General features: G+C 75.4%; 16 protein-coding genes. 8 read left to right on the forward strand and 8 right to left on the reverse strand.

What is annotated here, in order from left to right; genetic code table 11:
• Positions 1–7: 7 nt before the first annotated feature.
• Positions 8–1,699, reverse strand: coding sequence for a sodium:solute symporter family protein (locus tag ACL02T_RS01940; RefSeq protein WP_412828866.1), 1,692 nt, complete (start codon positions 1,697–1,699; stop codon positions 8–10).
• A 286-nt stretch (positions 1,700–1,985) separates the two neighbouring features.
• On the opposite strand from ACL02T_RS01940, the gene ACL02T_RS01945 reads away from it, so the two are divergent.
• Complete coding sequence (locus tag ACL02T_RS01945) at positions 1,986–2,780, forward strand: DeoR/GlpR family DNA-binding transcription regulator (protein WP_412828867.1); 795 nt, start codon at positions 1,986–1,988, stop codon at positions 2,778–2,780.
• A gap of 520 nt (positions 2,781–3,300) precedes the next feature.
• Here ACL02T_RS01945 and ACL02T_RS01950 read toward each other — a convergent pair.
• Positions 3,301–4,611 carry a C40 family peptidase gene (locus ACL02T_RS01950; RefSeq protein WP_412828868.1) on the reverse strand — a complete coding sequence of 437 codons (1,311 nt, stop codon included), beginning with the start codon at positions 4,609–4,611 and terminating at the stop codon, positions 3,301–3,303.
• A 537-nt stretch (positions 4,612–5,148) separates the two neighbouring features.
• Entirely contained in the window at positions 5,149–6,276 is a 1,128-nt protein-coding gene (locus ACL02T_RS01955) for a glycosyltransferase family 4 protein (protein WP_412828869.1), read from the reverse strand.
• A 133-nt stretch (positions 6,277–6,409) separates the two neighbouring features.
• On the opposite strand from ACL02T_RS01955, the gene cobF reads away from it, so the two are divergent.
• From cobF to ACL02T_RS01970, 3 genes are all read left to right on the forward strand, one after another.
• Positions 6,410–7,192 (forward strand): precorrin-6A synthase (deacetylating), encoded by a 783-nt coding sequence (cobF, locus tag ACL02T_RS01960; protein WP_412828870.1) that lies wholly within the window; start codon positions 6,410–6,412, stop codon positions 7,190–7,192.
• A gap of 36 nt (positions 7,193–7,228) precedes the next feature.
• Positions 7,229–8,770: an AI-2E family transporter gene (locus ACL02T_RS01965; RefSeq protein ID WP_412828871.1), complete on the forward strand. Its 1,542-nt coding sequence runs from the start codon at positions 7,229–7,231 to the stop codon at positions 8,768–8,770.
• Between the two features lie 165 nt (positions 8,771–8,935).
• Positions 8,936–9,577: an ATP-binding protein gene (locus tag ACL02T_RS01970; RefSeq protein ID WP_412828872.1), complete on the forward strand. Its 642-nt coding sequence runs from the start codon at positions 8,936–8,938 to the stop codon at positions 9,575–9,577.
• Between the two features lie 3 nt (positions 9,578–9,580).
• Here the strand turns inward: ACL02T_RS01970 and ACL02T_RS01975 are convergent, their stop codons facing one another.
• A complete protein-coding gene (locus ACL02T_RS01975; RefSeq protein ID WP_412828873.1) occupies positions 9,581–10,234 on the reverse strand; it encodes a TetR/AcrR family transcriptional regulator in 654 nt (217 codons plus the stop codon).
• Positions 10,235–10,329: 95 nt separating this feature from the next.
• On the opposite strand from ACL02T_RS01975, the gene ACL02T_RS01980 reads away from it, so the two are divergent.
• Positions 10,330–10,962, forward strand: a complete 633-nt coding sequence (locus ACL02T_RS01980; protein ID WP_412828874.1) for a DUF5709 domain-containing protein — start codon at positions 10,330–10,332, stop codon at positions 10,960–10,962.
• On the opposite strand, the gene ACL02T_RS01985 is transcribed toward ACL02T_RS01980, so the two are convergent.
• Together ACL02T_RS01985 and ACL02T_RS01990 are read right to left on the reverse strand one after the other, a co-directional pair.
• Complete coding sequence (locus ACL02T_RS01985) at positions 10,940–11,356, reverse strand: SsgA family sporulation/cell division regulator (protein WP_412828875.1); 417 nt, start codon at positions 11,354–11,356, stop codon at positions 10,940–10,942. The two genes, ACL02T_RS01980 and ACL02T_RS01985, sit on opposite strands and share 23 nt — an antisense overlap.
• A gap of 154 nt (positions 11,357–11,510) precedes the next feature.
• On the reverse strand, positions 11,511–12,011 hold the full coding sequence (locus ACL02T_RS01990; protein WP_412828876.1) for a hypothetical protein: 501 nt from the start codon (positions 12,009–12,011) through the stop codon (positions 11,511–11,513).
• Between the two features lie 158 nt (positions 12,012–12,169).
• On the opposite strand from ACL02T_RS01990, the gene ACL02T_RS01995 reads away from it, so the two are divergent.
• Both ACL02T_RS01995 and ACL02T_RS02000 read left to right on the forward strand, forming a co-directional pair.
• Positions 12,170–13,855 (forward strand): AMP-binding protein, encoded by a 1,686-nt coding sequence (locus ACL02T_RS01995; RefSeq protein ID WP_412828877.1) that lies wholly within the window; start codon positions 12,170–12,172, stop codon positions 13,853–13,855.
• Between the two features lie 191 nt (positions 13,856–14,046).
• On the forward strand, positions 14,047–14,244 hold the full coding sequence (locus tag ACL02T_RS02000; protein WP_412828878.1) for a hypothetical protein: 198 nt from the start codon (positions 14,047–14,049) through the stop codon (positions 14,242–14,244).
• Here the strand turns inward: ACL02T_RS02000 and ACL02T_RS02005 are convergent.
• On the reverse strand, positions 14,226–14,861 hold the full coding sequence (locus ACL02T_RS02005; RefSeq protein WP_412828879.1) for a flavin reductase family protein: 636 nt from the start codon (positions 14,859–14,861) through the stop codon (positions 14,226–14,228). The genes ACL02T_RS02000 and ACL02T_RS02005 overlap by 19 nt on opposite strands.
• Positions 14,862–14,894: 33 nt before the next feature.
• Here ACL02T_RS02005 and ACL02T_RS02010 point away from each other — a divergent pair, with 33 nt between their 5' ends.
• Complete coding sequence (locus tag ACL02T_RS02010) at positions 14,895–15,977, forward strand: cobalamin biosynthesis protein (RefSeq protein ID WP_412828880.1); 1,083 nt, start codon at positions 14,895–14,897, stop codon at positions 15,975–15,977.
• A gap of 119 nt (positions 15,978–16,096) precedes the next feature.
• Here the strand turns inward: ACL02T_RS02010 and ACL02T_RS02015 are convergent, their stop codons facing one another.
• Positions 16,097–16,927, reverse strand: coding sequence for an SURF1 family cytochrome oxidase biogenesis protein (locus tag ACL02T_RS02015; RefSeq protein ID WP_412828881.1), 831 nt, complete (start codon positions 16,925–16,927; stop codon positions 16,097–16,099).
• Between the last annotated feature and the right edge of the window lie 81 nt (positions 16,928–17,008).

Consider the following 17,008-nt stretch of genomic DNA (forward strand, 5'->3'; position numbering starts at 1 on the left):
CCCGTCCTTACCAGAAGAGGATGTAGAGGATCGTGGTCAGCACCAGCACACCCACCGCGAGCAGTGCCGGGCTGCGGTACCAGCCGCTGTCGTCGCCGTGGCGCTCGTGGCTGCGCTCCTCCTTCGACGTCAGGCTCCACACCAGCCCGCCGAGCTCCGAGGCCGGCTTCGGGGTCGTCACCAGCGACACCCCCGCGGCGACCAGGACGCCGACCACGAACGCCGCACTCGCGCCGAGGAAGCTGCCTGCCTGGCTCGAGATGGTGAGCACCCCCGTGGTGGTCAGGATGTTCACCACCACCGCGGCCGCGGTGCCGGCGAGCAGCCCGATCCAGGCCGAGGGGCCGGTCATCCGCCGCCAGAACAGGCCGAGGATGAAGATCGCGAACAGCGGTGCGTTGAAGAAGCTGAACAGCGACTGCAGGTAGTCCATGATGTTGCCCGAGCCCGACGCCACGAACGCGGTACCGATGGCCAGGACGCAGCCGATCACCGTGATCGACCGCCCGACCTGCAGGTAGTAGCGGTCCGATCGGCCCGGCTTCACCCAGTCCTGCCAGATGTCGTAGGTGAACACGGTGTTGAACGAGCTGATGTTCGCCGCCATGCCGGCCATGAACGCCGCGAGCAGGCCTGCGATCGCCACGCCGAGGATGCCGTTCGGCAGGACCTCCTTCATCAGCAGCGAGAGCGCGTTGTTGTAGGTGACGTCCGTCTGCCCGCCGGACTTGAGGGTCTGCAGCTGCGGGACCAGGACGGCGGCGATGATGCCGGGGACGATGATGACCAGTGGGATGAGCGCCTTGGGGTAGGCGCCGATCAGCGGCGTGCGCTTGGCCGCCGACATGCTCTTCGCCGAGAGGGCGCGCTGGACCTCGGCGAAGTTCGTGGTCCAGTACCCGAACGACAGCACGAAGCCCAGGCCGAACACGATGCCGACGACCGAGAGCACCGGGTTCGCGATCTCCGTGAGCGTCGTGCCGGGCCATGCCGAGAGCTCCTCGGGACCGCCGGGGCCGGCGATCACGGCCTCCCTCAGGCCGTCCCACCCGCCGACCCGGGCGAGCCCGGCGATCGTCAGCGGGATGAGCAGGGCGAGGATCACGAAGAACTGCAGGACCTCGGAGTAGATCGCCGCCGAGAGCCCACCGAGGGTGATGTAGGCGAGCACGATCACCGCGGCGACCGGGATGGCGACGGCCAGCGACCAGCCGAGCAGGGCCTCCAGCAGCAGGCCGAGCGAGAACAGGTTGACGCCGGCGATCAGGATGGACGACAGCGCGAAGATCACGGCCTGCACGCGCTGGGTGGTGCGGTTGAACCGCTTGTACAGGAACTCCGGCACCGACCGGGCCTTGGAGCCGTAGTAGAACGGCATCATCACCAGGGCGAGGAACACCATCGCCGGGATCGCGCCGACCCAGTAGTAGTGCACCGTCGGGATGCCGAACTGGGCCCCGTTGGCGACCATGCCGATCAGCTCGAGGGCCCCGAGGTTCGCCGAGATGAACGCCAGGCCGGTGATCCACGCGGGCATCGAGCGGCCGGACAGCAGGAAGTCCAGGCTGGACGAGACCGACCGCCGCGCCGCGTACCCGATGCCGAGCACCAGCAGGAAGTAGAAGGCGACGAGCGAGTAGTCGAGGGCGTTGGCGTCGAGCAGCAGGTCCGTCTGCCCCTGGGCAAGGATGGTCGTCATGCGAGTCCGCCTCGCAGCCGGGCCGTCGTGCGGCCCCCTCGGGTACGCGTCATAGCGGGCTCCCTCGCCGGTCCCGGTCGGTACGTGTCGGGACGCAAGGTACCCCTTCTCGCGCGTAACTGAACATTATCCGACAGGCTGAATCGGTCGAGAATGTGCGAGTCGCACCGAACATCGAGCCGGCCGGGTGCGTCGAGGCTGGGCAGGGCTGTCCGGTCGGGCCGTTGACGCCCGTGTGGTGACGTTGCATTGTGTGCGATGTGGTGCGGAACGAGGCGGTGCGACCGTGAGCCTCCTCGCGCGTCAACGGCAGGAGCTCATCCTCGAGCAGGTGCGGGAGCGGGGCGCCGTCCGCGTGTCCGATCTCGCCGAGCGCTTCGGGGTGTCGGACATGACCGTCCGCCGCGACCTCGACGTCCTGGCCCGGCGGCGGCTCGTCGACAAGGTGCACGGGGGCGCGACGGCGGTCGGTCCCGTCACGGCCACCAGTACGGACGAGCCCGGGTTCGCGGTCAAGTCCGGCCGGCAGCAGGCGGAGAAGCAGGCGATCGCCGAGGCCGCGGCCCGGTTCGTCGAGCCCGGCACGGCGATCGGGTTGTCCGCGGGCACCACGACGTGGGCGCTGGCCCGGCGCATCACGGACGTCGCCGACCTGACCGTCGTCACCAACTCGATGGCGGTGGCCGAGGTCCTGCACGCCGCCCGTCGCCCCGACCGCACCGTCGTGCTCACCGGCGGGATCCGGACGCCCTCGGAGGCGCTGGTCGGCCCGGTCGCCGTGGCCGCGCTGCGGTCGTTGAACCTCGACGTCGTGTTCCTGGGCGTGCACGGGATGAGCGCGGCCACCGGCTTCACCACGCCCAACCTGATGGAGTCCGAGACCGACCGCGCGCTCGTCGAGGCCGGTCAGCGGCTCGTCGTGGTCGCCGACAGCACGAAGTGGGGGACCGCGGGAATCTCCACGATCGCCGAGCTCGCCGAGGCCGACGTCCTGGTCACCGACGACGGCCTCGACGCCGACGCCCGCGCGGTGCTCGAGGGCGAGGTGGACCGGCTCGTCGTCGCACCCGCTCGGGGGTGAGGACCGGGCCCGGTCGGACGCCGGGCGAGGGGGACCGCCCGAGGACGTCCGGCGCCGTGATCGCTCGACGGGACAGCCGGCGGCCGTCCGTGGCCCGGATGTCCGGAGCGGTGATCACGGGCAGCCGGACCGGTCCTGTCGCGCCGCATGATCGCCATTGGTGGCCGGATGCGGCCGAGTGTGGCGGGGAACGGTCGCCGAGGGTGATCTTGGGTTCGGGCAGCCGGCGGGGCCCGGTCGTGTCGGATTGCATGATCGCCATTGGTGGCCGGATGCGGCCCAGTGCGGCGGGGAACGGTCACCGACGGCGATCTTGGGTTCGGGCAGTGGTGAGTCGGTCGGGTCCGGAGCCGAGCGGCCCGGCCGTGGTCGTGGCCCCGTGGACGGGCGGACCCCGTGGTCGGGCGGGCCCGGTCGTAGGTCCCGTGGTCGTGGGCCCCGTGGTCGTGGGCCCCGTGGTCGCGGGACCCGTGGTCGGGCGGGACTCGTGGGCCCCGTGGGCGAGCGGGGCCCGCTCGGATCAGATGCGCCGGGCGTTGTGGTACGGCATCGCCGACATGTCGGAGATCTTCACCGGCTCGCCGCTGGTGCTGGCGTGCAGGATCTTGCCGCCGCCCAGGTAGATGCCCACGTGGCTGACCGGCGAGTAGAAGAACACCAGGTCGCCGGGCTGCAGCTGGTCCTTGCTGACCGCGGTGCCGAAGGTCGACTGCGCGGCCGACGTGCGGGGGATGCTCACCCCGGCCTGGGCGAACGCCCACGAGGTGAGGCCGGAGCAGTCGAAGGCGTTCGGGCCGGAGGCGCCCCACCGGTAGGGCGTTCCGAGCTTGGTGCGGGCCGCGGCGAGCGCCTTCGCCCCGGCGCCGGAGGCCTGCCCGACGACCTCGTCGACCGCGTCGTCCACCGCGCCGCCGGCGGACTGCGCGGCGCGGCGGAGCGCGTTCCGCTGTTCCTCGGCGGCCCGTTCGGCCTCGGCCTTCTGGACGGCGGCGATGCCCGCGGCGTCGGCCTTCTCGAACACCTGGGGCAGCGTCCCCATGGCCGTGCCGAAGGCGGACTGCATCGACCCGCCGACGGCGCCGGGGCCCTCCTGGACGGCCTGCAGGACCTGGGTGGGACGGTCGTCCCCGCCCGGGGTCGCGGCGCTGTCGTCGCCACCGTCCCCCGTGCCCCCGTGGAGCGTGACGTCGGCCGCGGCGAGGCGCAGCGTCGGGGAGTCGCCGGTGGTCGGGGCGATCTCACCGCCGGGGGTGGGCAGGCCGCCGAGGACGGCGGTGGCGCCCATGACGGTCACGGTCGCCGCGGCCGCGACGGCCTTCGGCGAGCGCACCGCGGCCGACAGCGCGGGGAGGATGCCGGTGAGCGAGGGGCCGTCGCCGCTGCGTCCCGGGGCGGCCAGGCCCGAGGCGAAGAAGGACCCGGTGAGGCCGGCGGGGGGCTCGTCCGCCGGACGCGCCGGTGCGGTGGGACGGTCCGGCGCGGCGGCCGGGCCGGGATGGGCCACGGTCGGGCCGGGGTGGGCCGGCGGGCCGACCGGCCGGACACCGAGCGGGGACACCGGGCCCCCGGGGGCGTGCTCAGGGTTGTGCCCGGCGGAGTCCTCCGCGGCGCGCCGGGCACGGCGCCCGCCGGAGGGCGGGGGAGCGGACGCACCGCCGAGGCGGGCGATCAGGTCGGCGGCGGAGAGGCCCTCGCCGTCGCAGCGGTCCTCGGCGCTGTGCCGAGAAGCCGCGAACCGAGAAGCCGCGAGCCGGGATCCGTCGGGCCGGGGGTCGCCGCGCCGGGAGCTCGGTACGAGCACCGGGCGCGGTGCCACACACGTGTCGGACATGCGTCGTTCCTCGCCGTCCGCGGGCGGCATGCGGGGAGCCGGGGAGCAACCGCGCCGCGCCTGCCCCGTGCCGGGGGTGGGCGCCCGGGGGAATGTCGGCGGGCAGGCGGGACGGGCCGACCGGGCGTGCCGGTGGACGTCGTTCCCACCGGCAGGACCGACCGTAACCGGGGCGTGATCGCTGCGCGGGCCGAACGGGCCGCGGCGCGCCGAGCGGCCGTCCCCGAGGGACGAGCCGTCGTTCCCGTCCGGCGAAGCCGCTCGTGGTGATCCGGACCCGAGGTCACGGACCGGCCTCGGCCGGCGAACGGGACACCGCGTCCGCGGGGCGCACGGGGGGCGGCACCGGACGTGATCACGACCCCCCTGCGTAACGGCGCCCGGGTGCCCGGCGCTCCCCCCGGGAGCCCCGAGCCGGCCCGGTTCGCGGCCCGGCGGGCTGCCCAGTCTCCGGCGGACCGGCCCAGGCTCGGGATCGGCCCGGGCTCGGGACCGGGCCAGTCCCGGGACCGGGCCAGCCCCAGGCCCGGGACCGACTCAGGTCCCGGGCGAGCGGACCGGCGACCCGAGCGCGGAGTCGTAGACCTCGCGCAGCCGCACGGCCCAGCCGCCCGCCTCGAAGCGCTCGAGGTAGCGGGCGCGGGCGGCCCGGCCGAGCCGGGCGCGCAGGGCGTCGTCGCCGGCCAGCTCCACGATCGCCCCGGCGATCGCCGCGGCGCTCAGCGGCACCTGCCGGCCGACGTCGCGGGTCACGATCTCGGGCAGCCCGCCGACCCGGCTGACGACCGCCGGCACCCCCCACGCCATCCCGCGCACCACCACGCCGGGCATCGAGTCGGTGCGCGTCGTGTGGATCTGCAGGTCCGCGGCCTGCAGCAGTGGGTCCGGATCGCCGTGGTGCCGGAACACCACCCGGCCCTCCAGCTCCTCCTCCCGGGCCACCCGCGCCTCCAGCCAGGGCCGCAGCGGACCGTCGCCGGTGAGCACCACCGTGAGCGGGAGGTCCTCGGGCAGCTCGGCCACCGCGTCGAGCAGCAGGTCCTGGCCCTTGCCGCGGCGCATCGGCGCCGCGGACAGGGCCAGCAGCCCGTCGTCGCCCACACCCAGGGACCGGCGCACGCGCGCCCGCACGGCGGGATCGGCGGGTCCGGGATCGGTGACGCCGTCGGGCAGCACGACCAGGCCCTTCTCGGACCCGGCGACCCGCAGGTACCAGTCCCGCTGCAGCCGCGAGATCGCGATCGTCCGCGTGACGAACCGGCTGCGGGCCAGCGTGCGGGCGGTGCGCCGCAGCCGGTGCAGCCGGTCTGCGGGCTCCTCCTCGATCCGGTGCAGGGTGGAGACCACCGGGATCCGCAGCCGGGTGGTGGCCGCGCTGCCGGCGACGTCGGCGTTCGGGGCGTGGGTGTGCACCAGCCGGACCCGGTGCTCCCGCAGCGTCTCGACGATCCGGGGCACCGCCCGCGGGTCCCACGGCGCGAGCCCGTGCTCGACGACCACGGCGCCGGCCCGGCGGAGCGCGGCGGCCCGCGCCCCGTCGCCGCTGCCGGAGATGCCGACGACGACGAGCTCCAGCTCGGCCGTGCGCGCCGCCCGGGCGAGGGCCTCGAGGCCGTACTCGCCCCCGTCGGGGTGCAGCGTGTCGACGAGGTGCGCCACCCTCACGTCCCGGTCCTCCGCTCGCTCGAGATCACCCGGTCGAGTCCGCGACCCTACCCGTCCGGTCACGCTGCCCGACCCGACGAGACGGTCCGGCGGGCCCGTCCTGCGGCGGTCCACGCCCGCATAGGGTGTCCGGGTGCGCACGGTGTACGTGATCGGGATCGGCTCGGGGGACCCCGACCACCTCACATTGCAGGCGGTGGCCGCCCTCAGGCGCGTCGACGTCGTCTTCGTCATCGACAAGGGCGAGGTGAAGGAGGACCTCACCGCGCTGCGGACCGGGATCCTCGACCGGCACCTCGAACCCGGCAGCTACCGGGTCGTCGAGGCCGCGGACCCCGAGCGGGACCGCGGGGCCGGCGCGGGGGAGCCCGGACGGTCGGAGCGCTACACCGCCGCGGTCGTCGACTGGCAGGACCGCCGCGGGTCGCTCTACGCGTCGATGATCGACCAGCTGGCCGACGGCGAGACCGGCGCCTTCCTCGTGTGGGGCGACCCCTCCCTCTACGACGGCACCCTGCGGCTGCTCGAGGGCCTCGAGGGCGTCGAGGTGGTGTCCTACCCCGGCATCTCGAGCGTGCAGGCGCTCGCGGCCGCCCACCGGCTGATCCTCAACCGGGTGGGCCGGCCGGTGCTGATCACGACCGGCCGGCGGATCGCGGCCGGGCTGCCCGCCGACGTCGACGACGTGGTGGTGATGCTCGACGGCGGCACCGCCTTCGCCACCCTGCCGGACGACGACGTGGCCGACGTGGAGGTGTACTGGGGTGCGTACGTGGGCAGCCCGGACGAGCTCCTCGTCTCCGGGCCGGTGCTCGAGGTCCGTGACGAGATCGTGAGGATCCGGGCGGAGGCACGGGAGCGCAAGGGCTGGATCATGGACACGTACCTGCTGCGGCGGCATCCCGGGGACCGCTGAGCGGGTCGACCGCGCGAGCGGGACGGGGGTGGCGGTGTGACCGACCGGAGCGGGCCGGGTGGTGCCGGCCGCGAGGCGCGCGGGCGCCCGGGCGGTGAGGACCGCGAGGGCACGGGCCGCAGCATCCCCGCCGACGGCACGGGGCTCGGCGGGGCGGCCGCGGGCGGTGACCCCGACGCCGTCCGTGCCCCCGACGCCGTCCGGGACCGGGGCGCCGACGGCACGCCGGACGGAGCCGTGAACGGGGTCGTCGACGGCACGGGGGACCGCAGGCGGGACCCCACCGCGAACGGCACCGCCGACGGGGCGCCGTTCGCGCCCGTCCCGGCCGCCGCGCCCCCGCGGCCGGACCGCGGCGCGGTCATCGGTGGCGGGCTGACCTGGCTCGCCACCTGGAGCTGGCGGATCATCCTGATCGGGTGCGGCGCGGTCCTGCTCGGCCTGGTGATCGGCCAGCTGTGGTCGATCGTGCTGCCGGTGCTCCTGGGCGTCATCCTCGCGACCGTGCTCCGGCCGCCGGCGCGCTGGTTGATCGCGCACCGGTTCCCGCCCGCAGTGGCCACGACCCTGGTGCTCGTCGGCGCCCTCGTCGTGCTCGGCGGGATCATCAGCCTCATCGCGCCGCAGGTCGCGGGGCAGGCCGACGAGATCGCCGCCGGCGTCACCGGCGGGCTCGGGCAGATCCAGCAGTGGCTGAACGGGCCGCCGTTCAACCTCGGCCAGGGGCAGATCGGCGCGATGCTCGACAACGTCACGCGCCAGCTGCAGTCCAGCGCGTCGACGATCGCGGGGACCGTGCTGACCGGGGTGTCGGCCTTCGCCAACGGCCTGCTCAACATCCTGCTCGCCGTCGTGCTGGCCTTCTTCTTCGTCAAGGACGGCCCGCGCTTCCTGCCGTGGGTCACGAGCGTGACCGGGGCCCGGGCCGGACGGCACGTGGCGGGCGTGCTGCAGCGGGCGTGGCGCACGCTCGGCGGGTTCATCCGGACCCAGGCGCTCGTGGCGCTCGTCGACGCCGTGTTCATCGGCATCGGCCTGGTGATCCTCGGCGTGCCGCTCGCGCTGCCGCTGGCGGTGCTCACCTTCTTCGGCGGGTTCGTGCCGATCGTCGGCGCGCTCGTCGCCGGTGCGCTGTCGGTGCTCGTGGCGCTGGTGACGAAGGGCTTCACCACGGCACTGATCGTGCTGGGCATCATCATCGCGGTGCAGCAGATCGAGGGCAACGTCCTGCAGCCGATCCTGCAGAGCCGCAGCCTCAACCTGCACGGGGCCGTCGTGCTGCTCGCGGTGACCGCGGGCGGCGCGATCTGGGGCATCGCCGGGGCGTTCCTGGCGGTACCGGTCGCCGCGGTCGCGGCCGAGGTGCTGCGCTACATCGGGGAGGAGGTCGACCGGCGGGCCGGGGCGCGGGCGGCGCCGCCGAACGCGACACCCGTCGGCGCCTCCGGCACGCCGGGCACCGAGGAGCCCGGGGCGCGGCCCGCCGCTCCCTCGGGCCGGACCGCCGCGGCCGGCGACGGGGCCCCCGGGGCGGCGCGCGCGCCCTCCCCCCGGACCCCGCGGACCGAGGGGCGGTAGGGCCCGCCGTCCGGCCCAGCGGCCCTGGTCCGTGCGGCAGGGCTCCGGGTCGGGTGCGCACGACGAGCGGTGTCAGGGGCTCGACCAGCGGTGTTTGTGGGCCGGGCCCGCAGGGCCATCCCAGGGGCGTCCGGCGCGACACGCTCCCCGTACCGAGAGGCATCCATGACCTGTCCGACACGGATCCCGCACCAGGCCGCACCGGCCGACTCCCTGCCCGCCGAGCACCCGCCGCCCACCGACCACCCCCGCAGCGACCCCCGGACCGCCGACGTCGGGGGCACCGACGTGGGGGCGGGCGGGCCCGCCGCCGCGGCCCGGGACGACGAGCACCCCGAGGAGGACCTCGGTGGGGCCGGCCTCACCGGTCTGGCGGGCTCCGTCGAGTACGTCCACCGCAGCTGGCCCGCGAACCCCGCCCAGCTGTCCGTCATCCGGCACGAGCTCCTCGGCTGGCTCGCGCCGCTGGGGCTGACCACCGAGCAGGCCGACGACGTCGTCCTCGCGGTCGACGAGGCCGTCGCCAACGCCGTCCGGCACGCCTACCCCGAGGGCCGGCCCGGGGACGTCGAGCTCACCCTGTGGACCGAGGGCGAGGCACTCTGCATCGAGATCACCGACCACGGCAGCTGGCGGCCCGCCGGGGGCGAGGGCGGCACGATCACCGGCGACGCCCGCGGGGGCCGCGGGATGCTGCTCATGCAGCACATGGTCGAGACCGTGCTGGTCCACTTCGACGGCCGGGGCAGCCGGGTGCTCCTGCGGCACCGCTTCGGCCGGCCCGCCGAGGACGCGGCGGCCGGCTGACCGTCAGGCGGGCGCGGCGGGGCCGAACAGCGCCTCGACCGCCCGCGTGACGTGCCCGACCACGGTGTCCGGGTCCGCGGCCGCCACCGCATCGCTGCGGATCACCTTGCGCAGCAGCGCGATCCCGAGCAACCAGGCGAGGGCGAGCTCGGCGCGCAGCTCGGCGTCGGCGGGGTCGTCCGTGGCGACGAGCCGGGCGAGCGTGCCGCCGTAGGCCACGCGCAGTTCCTCGCGGACCGTGGCCGCGGCGTCGGTGTTGCCGGCCGAGCGGAGGGTGGCGAGGAACAGCGCCACGTCCGCCGAGTCGTCGACCGGGCCCCCCGGCCCGTCCGCGGCCTCGGCCGGGGCGAGGATCGCCGCCAGCGTGCGGGGGAGCACCTGCTCCGGCGGCCCGTCGTGCAGCAGGTCGAGGGCCTGCCCGGTCACGGCCTCGGCGAACAGGCCCTCCTTGGACCCGAAGTGCCGGAACAACAGGGCCTGGTTGACGCCGGCGCGCTCGGCGACGGCGCGCACCGTCGTGCCCTCGTACCCGGCCCGGGCGAACAGCTCGCGGCCCGCGGCGAGCAGCGCGCGCCGGGTCGCGGCGGAGTCACGGGGACGGGCGGCCCGGGGCGCGGCCCGGTCCGTGCCGCCGTGCGCACCGCTGTCGCTGGTCATGCCCTATCGGACCACGGCGGGTGTGCCGGAGCACCGTCCGGGGTAGGCGTGGGCGAGGGCGCCGACCGCGCCCGGAACGAGCAGAGCGGAGGATCATGGCGAAGCGCGAGGCGGACGAGAAGGGCCTCGAGACCGCGCCGGACCTGGCGGAGACCCTCCATCTCGGTAACGAGGAGGCGCTCACGGGCCCGTCGGGCGGGGATCCGCTCGACGCCGGGTACATCCCGGCCGACCGGCCCTACGGGGTCGACGACCCGGCGGTCACCGCGGCGGGCCAGCGGGAGGGCGAGTCGCTCGACGAGCGGCTCGCCCGCGAGCAGCCCGAGTCGGAGAGCGTGGACACCAGCCGCAGCGGCCGGCTGGCCCCGCGGGACTCCGGTGCGGACGGGCGGATGGTCGACGAGGATCCCGCGACCGCGGCGGCGGACGTCGGTGTGGACGGCGGGGCGGCGTCGGCCGAGGAGGCCGCGATGCACGACCTCGACCAGGACATGGAGCCGGTGCTGGACGAGTCCCCGGCCGACGACCCGGAGGTCGCGCGGCAGCTGGCGGAGGACCAGCGCCCGGGCGAGGCCGAGGAGGACGCGGTCCGGGACTACCAGGAGGAGACCGAGCCGCAGGAGCGCCCGACCGCGGCCGCGCGGATCGACGCGAACCCGGAGACGGGTGGCGTGCCGGGGGTCGAGGGCGCGCGCGACGCGGGGATCAACCCTCGCAGCTCTGGGTGATCCGCTCGATCACCCGGTCGAGGTCCAGGCGGGCCGACTCGTCACCGAGCGGAACCAGCTCCGCCGACGACTCGACGAAGTGCCGTAGCAGGTCCCGGTCGACCTCGAGCACGGCGCGACCGTCGGTGGAGCGGATCTCGATCTCGACGATGTCGTAGCCCTGGACCAGCTGCGGGCTCATCCGGATGTCGCCGTGGCCGGCCGGCCCGGACAGCGCCTCGACGACGAGGTCGCGCGCGACGAGCCACTCGACCCACCGGTCCTGCCTGGTCCGGACGGCGAGGGTGACCGCGAACGGGTCGGCCGCGGTGTAGGTCCACCGCGTGACGACGGGCGCGGGCTGCCCGTGCAGCACGGTGAACATGTCCTGCTGGACCGAGTCGCTGGTCATCATGGCGTTGGCTCCCTGGCGCCGGCCGCCCGGCGGTGTGGGCGGCTCTCACGGGTGGAATCGGTGGCGCTCGTCGGAACGCAGCAGGTTCGCGGACCTTTCACCCTTTCTGGTGATCGGATCCGCCGACGTCCGGCGGTGCCCGGCGGCGCGGGCATCAGCCGCGGGTGGCCGCGGAGACGACCCAGATGCCCGTCGAGCCCGCCCGGACGGGCTGGACGAGCGTGAGGTGCGCGGTGCCGCCGGAGGGGTCGGAGAGGTCGACCGACCCCGGGACGGTGGACGACGTCTCCGGCGCGGTCCAGCCGTACGTCGTGGTCGCGTAGCTGATCGCGACCTCCTCCGGGTCGAGCAGCCACGGCTGCGCGCCGCCGTCGACGCGGTCCTGCAGGTTCTGGGCCGCCGCGAGGTCGGTGACGGGCCAGAGCAGCGTGGTCCCCGCCGGCGCGGCCTGCGGGACCGTGGTCGGCGGGGCCGTGGTCTGTGGGGCGGCCGGGTGCACGACCGACGGCGCGGCGGACGGCACGGGAGCGGGCGCGGAGGTCTCCTGCGCCGCGGGTGCGGCGCCGCAGCCCGTGAGCAGCAGGGCCAGCGCCCCGGCCGTCAGGAACCCGCGGATCGACCCCGCCCTGCCGCTGCGCACCGTCGCCCCGTCCACCCGCGGGACGCTAGTCGGGTCGCGCGGGCCCGCCACGGCGACGCACCGCCACGTTCGAGGGGGAGCGGACCCGCACCGGCGCGTCCGCCGGACTGGCGCGGAGGGCCTTCTCGAATAGGGTTCCCACCGAGCAGAGCCGCCGATCTCGGAGAGGTGTCATGTCCGACAGCAGCACGGCCTTCTACGCGGCGCGGGACTTCCTCCTCGCGCACCGCACGGACTACGACACCGCGGTGCGCGACTTCCGCTGGCCCGAGCTCACCGAGTTCAACTGGGCGCTCGACCACTTCGACGCCGTCGCCGCGGACCCCGAGCGTGGTGCGCGCACGGCGCTGCGGATCATCGAGGCGGACGGCAGCGACGCGTCGTGGACCTTCGCCGAGCTCGCCGAGCGGTCCGACCGGGTGGCGAACTGGCTGCGCGGGCGCGGCGTCGCCCGCGGCGACCGGATCATCCTCATGCTGGCCAACCAGCTCGAGCTGTGGGAGACGCTGCTCGCGGCGATGAAGCTCGGCGCCGTCGTCATCCCGGCGACCACGCTGCTCACCGCCGAGGACCTCCGCGACAGGGTGGACCGCGGCAACGCGAAGCACGTGATCGTCGGCAAGGACGACGCGCCCAAGTTCGCCGACGTCCCGGGCGACTACACCCGCATCTCCGTCCGGGGCGCGCCCTCGGGCTGGGAGGACTACGCCGACGCGTACGAGCAGTCCGCGGTCTTCACGCCCGACGGGCCGACGCAGGCCACGGACACCCTGCTGCTCTACTTCACCTCGGGCACCACGGCCAAGCCGAAGCTCGTGGAGCACACGCACCAGAGCTACCCCGTCGGCCACCTGTCGACGATGTACTGGATCGGGCTGGAGCCCGGCGACGTGCACCTCAACATCTCCTCGCCCGGCTGGGCCAAGCACGCGTGGTCGAACGTCTTCGCGCCGTGGATCGCCGAGGCGACCGTGCTCGTCATGAACTACAGCAGGTTCGACGCGTCGAACCTGCTGGGCGTGCTCGACACCTACGGGGTGACCAGCTTCTGCGCCCCGCCCACGGTGTGGCGCATGCTGATCCAGGCCGACCTGTCCGGCCTGCGCACCCCGCCGACCAAGGTCGTCGGGGCGGGCGAGCCGCTCAACCCCGAGGTGATCGAGCAGGTCGAGAAGGCCTGGGGGCTGCGGATCCGCGACGGGTTCGGGCAGACCGAGTCCAGCGTCCAGATCGCCAACCCGCCCGGCGCGCCGATCAAGCCCGGCTCGATGGGCCGGCCGATGCCCGGCTTCCCGATCGCGCTGATCGACCCCGCGACGGGGGAGAAGGCCGACGAGGGCGAGATCTGCATCGACCTGGCGCAGCGGCCGATCGGGCTCATGGTCGGCTACCGGGACGACCCGGAGCGCAACGCCGAGGCGATGGCCGGCGGCTACTATCACACCGGCGACGTCGGCTCCCGGGACGCGGAGGGCTACATCACCTACGTCGGCCGCGCCGACGACGTGTTCAAGGCCTCCGACTACCGGATCAGCCCCTTCGAGCTGGAGAGCGTGCTCATCGAGCACCCCGCGGTGGCGGAGGCGGCGATCGTGCCCTCGCCGGACCCGGTGCGGCTGGCCGTGCCGAAGGCGTACGTGGTGCTCGCCGCGGGCTACGAGCCGACCGAGGAGACGGCGAGGGACATCCTGCAGTTCGCGCGGGACCACCTCGCCCCGTACAAGCGGATCCGGCGGCTGGAGTTCCACGAGCTGCCCAAGACGATCTCCGGGAAGATCCGCCGGGTCGAGCTGCGGGGCCGCGAGGGCGACCTGCACGCCGACCCGGAGGCGACGCCGTCGGGCGAGTTCACCCTGTAGGCGGCGCGGCCGGGCGGCTCCTCCGCCCGGCCGTCCGGTAGTCATTCCCCCGGGCCGTGCCGCGGGGCACGGCGCGTGCGCGGCGGGCCACCGCCGGCGGTCGTCGCCTCAAGGGCGGCGGCGCACGACGACGACGGCGAGGGGGACGGATGTCCGGAGGCGGCGGGGCGTACACGCCCGGGAGCGGACCGATGGCGAGCGTGCTGGCCGGGATGCCGGAGGTGTTCGGCCGATTGCTCGCCGACCACGTCCCGGACCGTCTCGGCCGCTGCTCCGCCTGCCGCAACGCCGGGTCGGGTGTCGTATGGCCCTGCACACTGCACCAGATCGCCGCCCGGGCGGCCGACCTGCACGCCCGCCGCGAGACCGGTCAGTCCCCGCGGCGGTAGTGGCCCGGCCAGTCGTCGTAGGGGATGCGGGTGATGTCGAGGACCGTGCCGATCGTCGACCACTCGTTGCGGCCCAGGCGGGCCAGCGGGCGCAGCTTGTCGATCGCGGGCAGGCTGGTGCCGCGGGCGTCGGTCTCGAAGACGTCGGCGTCGATCGCGGCGTGCAGGACCCGGCCGATCACGACCGTCGAGTCGCCCAGTTCGAGGGCCTGGTGGACCCGGCACTCCAGGGCGACCGGGGACTCGGCGACCCGGGGCGGTGCCACGGTCGCGCTCGGTTCGGCGGTCAGCCCGACCGCGGCGAACTCCGAGACCTCGGCCGGGAAGTTCGTGCCGGTGGCGTTGACCCGCTCGAACATCGTCTCGGTGGCGAGACAGACCACGAACTCCCCGGTCTCCGTGGCGTTGCGCAGCGAGTCCTTCCTGCCGACCGAGGTGAACTGCACCATGGGCGGGTCCACGCACGAGACCGTGAAGAACGAGTGCGGGGCGAGGTTGTCGACGCCCGCCGCCGACCGGGTGGCGACCCACGCGATGGGCCGGGGGACGACGACGCTGGTCAGCACCTTGTAGAAGCGGCCGTGCCCGAGCTCGCCGGGGTCGATGTCGGTGCGCATGCCCCGATCATCCACCGCGCTACGGTGACCGGCATGCGGCGCGTCCCCCTCCTGCGGTCCCTCCGCGCAGCCGACCGGTGTCCGCCCCGGGCGTGGGGGCTGGCGCTGGGGGTGGCCGCCGATCTCGTCCTCGGCGATCCGCGGCGCGGGCATCCGGTGGCGGGTTTCGGCCGGGTCGCCGCGGCGCTCGAACGGCGGCTGTACGCCGACTCCCGCGGGGCCGGCGCGGTCTACACCGCGCTGCTGGTCGGCGGAGCGGTGCTGCTCGGCGCCGCGGGGGAGCGGGCCGCGGGGAGGGTCGGCGGACGGGCGGGTCGGGCGCGTCCGGCCGGGCGGGGTTCGGTCGGGCGGGGTTCGGTCGGGCGGGGTCCGGTCGGGCGGGGGGACGTCGAGGCGTGCCGCGGCTCGGCGGCGTCGGTGCTGCTCACCGCCGCGGCGACCTGGGCCGTGCTCGGCGGCACCTCGCTCGTGAGCGAGGGCGCGGCGCTCGGCCGATCCCTGGAGCAGGGCGACCTCGCCGCGGCGCGGGGGCGGATCCCGCACCTCTGTGCCCGCGACCCCGCGCTGCTCGACGCGGCCGGGATGGCGCGGGCGGGTGTGGAGTCGTTGGCGGAGAACACGTCCGACGCCGTGGTGGCGCCCGTGTTCTGGGGCGCGGTGGCCGGGGTGCCGGGCCTGCTGGGCTACCGCGCGGTCAACACGCTCGACGCGATGGTCGGGTACCGCTCGCCCGGCTACGCGCGCTTCGGCTGGGCGTCGGCACGCCTCGACGACCTCGTCAACCTGCTGCCGGCGCGGGGTGCGGCGCTGCTCACGGCGGCCGCGGCGCCGCTGGCGGGCGGGCGGCCGGGCGCCGCGCTGGCCGCCTGGCGCCGCGACGCCCGGGAGCACCCCAGCCCCAACGCGGGGCCGGTGGAGGCCGCCGCCGCCGGGGCGCTGGGGGTGCGGCTGGGTGGGCGGACGGAGTACGCCTACGGCGCGGAGGACCGCCCGGCGCTGGGGAGCGGCCCCGCCCCGGTCCCCGCCGACCTCGTCCGCGCCGCCCGTCTCTCCCGCGCCGTCGGGATCCTGGCCGCGGGTGTGGGCGTGGTGGTGGCGTCGCGCCTGCGGCGATGAGCGGCCGACTGTCGCACCGGGGCGGACGAACGGCGCTCCCCCGCACTCCTGCCGGCCGACGGCGCCGTGCACCGTGACCGGCAGGGGGCGACCGGCAGGGGGCGACCGGCAGGGGGCGGTCAGCGGGGCGCGGGGGCGTCGCGGTCGTCGTCGAGCGGGGGCTCGACGTCACGGCCCGCCAGCGCGTCGCGCAGGCCCGCCCTCGACTCCCGCCTGCCGCGCCGCTGCAGCATCTCGAGCCGGATGAAGTAGCCGAGCGCGATGATCGCGATGGCGCCGAAGGTCAGCCACTGCAGGGCGTACGAGCCGTTCGTGAACGGGGCCGCGGAGCTGCCCGGGGCGACCGGGATCGGGGTCAGCACACCCGGCTCGCCGGCGGCGAGCTGCACGTACCCCTCGACCATGTCGGGGATGCCGGTCGCGGCGGCCAGCTGCCGGGAGTCGGCGGCGTAGATCTGCAGGTGAGCGCCCTCGGTCAGCGGCGCCCGCCCGCTCGTGTCGGTCTCGTTCGTCCGGAGCCGGCCGGTCAGGGTGACCGTCCCGGACGGCGCGGCCGGGAAGTCGGGGACGGCCTGGCCGTCGTTCGTGGTGACCGAGCCGCGGTCGACGGCGACGGTGCGGCCGTCGTCGAGCCGCAGCGGCGTGAGCACCTCGGAGGCGGGTCTGCCCTCGGCGAACCGCAGCCGGACCAGCGCCTCGGCGTCCGGCAGGTACGTCCCGGAGAGCGTGACCCGGCGCCACTCGTCACCCGGCTCGACGGCCTGGCCGGGGACCAGCCGGGCGAACGGGACCGGCGGGGTGGCGTCGGCGACGTCGATCGCGTGCTGCTGCGCCTGGCGCTGCTCCTCGCGACCGAACTGCCACGGCGCCAGCAGCGTGTAGCACGCCACGGCGAAGCCGACGACCACCACCACGAAGGCGATCCAGCCCGGGCGCAGCAGGAAGCGCATGCCCCTACGGTAGGCGTCCCGCACGGCGCGGGTGCCGCCGAGCCCCCCCGGGCCCCCGCTGCCCCGCCGCCGGGGATCGAG

Source organism: Pseudonocardia oceanicola (assembly GCF_047200735.1).
In the GTDB taxonomy this organism is placed as follows: domain Bacteria; phylum Actinomycetota; class Actinomycetes; order Mycobacteriales; family Pseudonocardiaceae; genus Pseudonocardia.

Excerpts from the sequence above, each read along its gene's own strand:
- ACL02T_RS01985 (WP_412828875.1), bottom strand. The coding sequence starts at position 11,356 with ATGATGACCAGCGACTCGGTCCAGCAGGACATGTTCACCGTGCTGCAC.
- ACL02T_RS01970 (WP_412828872.1), top strand. The coding sequence starts at position 8,936 with ATGACCTGTCCGACACGGATCCCGCACCAGGCCGCACCGGCCGACTCC.
- ACL02T_RS01980 (WP_412828874.1), top strand. The coding sequence starts at position 10,330 with ATGGCGAAGCGCGAGGCGGACGAGAAGGGCCTCGAGACCGCGCCGGAC.
- ACL02T_RS02010 (WP_412828880.1), top strand. The coding sequence starts at position 14,895 with ATGCGGCGCGTCCCCCTCCTGCGGTCCCTCCGCGCAGCCGACCGGTGT.
- ACL02T_RS01975 (WP_412828873.1), bottom strand. The coding sequence starts at position 10,234 with ATGACCAGCGACAGCGGTGCGCACGGCGGCACGGACCGGGCCGCGCCC.
- ACL02T_RS01940 (WP_412828866.1), bottom strand. The coding sequence starts at position 1,699 with ATGACGACCATCCTTGCCCAGGGGCAGACGGACCTGCTGCTCGACGCC.
- ACL02T_RS01995 (WP_412828877.1), top strand. The coding sequence starts at position 12,170 with ATGTCCGACAGCAGCACGGCCTTCTACGCGGCGCGGGACTTCCTCCTC.
- ACL02T_RS02015 (WP_412828881.1), bottom strand. The coding sequence starts at position 16,927 with ATGCGCTTCCTGCTGCGCCCGGGCTGGATCGCCTTCGTGGTGGTGGTC.
- ACL02T_RS02005 (WP_412828879.1), bottom strand. The coding sequence starts at position 14,861 with ATGCGCACCGACATCGACCCCGGCGAGCTCGGGCACGGCCGCTTCTAC.
- ACL02T_RS01950 (WP_412828868.1), bottom strand. The coding sequence starts at position 4,611 with ATGTCCGACACGTGTGTGGCACCGCGCCCGGTGCTCGTACCGAGCTCC.
- ACL02T_RS02000 (WP_412828878.1), top strand. The coding sequence starts at position 14,047 with ATGGCGAGCGTGCTGGCCGGGATGCCGGAGGTGTTCGGCCGATTGCTC.